Genomic DNA, 511 nt, shown 5'->3' with positions numbered 1-511 from the left:
AAAAATAAACTCGTACAACACGAACGGATAGCTACAATGGCGGGTAAATTATTCGATAGAGCACCTGAGGATAATTTCTTATAGTTAGAATTGCCAATGATAAACGGTGGAATCTAATGACTTCAATCTGGTGTGATGCTTTAATTTAACTAAATCCCATGCAAAGGATAAAATGACAATCTTTGGTTATGTTGAAAAAGCATTAATTTTAGCAAAAAAGAGATATGCTAAGGTCAAAAATCAGGATCCTCACTCTCCGCTTTTACAAATGTACGACTCTATTGTACAACAATTATTATTTCTATGGGATTTAATTGAAGGCAAGGAAAAGGATAAAGCGAAATTATGGGAAATGACGTTCGGTATGTATGCGGTGAAGGAGTTCGATAACTCTGATGAGTTGTTTTTTGAAAGGTTGTCGGATGCCTGGTTTATTGTGGATCAAATCCGCCGAGGGTTAAAGGTTAGACTGCCGCATGAGGTTGATGCCAATTACAGAATGAAACAACAT

The 511-nt window shown here is 36.4% G+C and carries 1 protein-coding gene; it reads left to right on the top strand.

The annotated features are described in order from the left end of the window. Positions 1-172: 172 nt before the first annotated feature. On the top strand, positions 173-511 hold a 339-nt coding region (locus IM284_RS23045; RefSeq protein WP_193055971.1), incomplete at its 3' end, for an immunity protein Tsi6 family protein.

This window comes from Enterobacter cloacae complex sp. P12RS (assembly GCF_014895875.1).
Lineage (GTDB): Bacteria > Pseudomonadota > Gammaproteobacteria > Enterobacterales > Enterobacteriaceae > Enterobacter > Enterobacter bugandensis.
The sequence above is the reverse complement of the archived record's forward strand: the minus strand, read 5'-3'. Positions and strand labels throughout refer to the sequence as shown.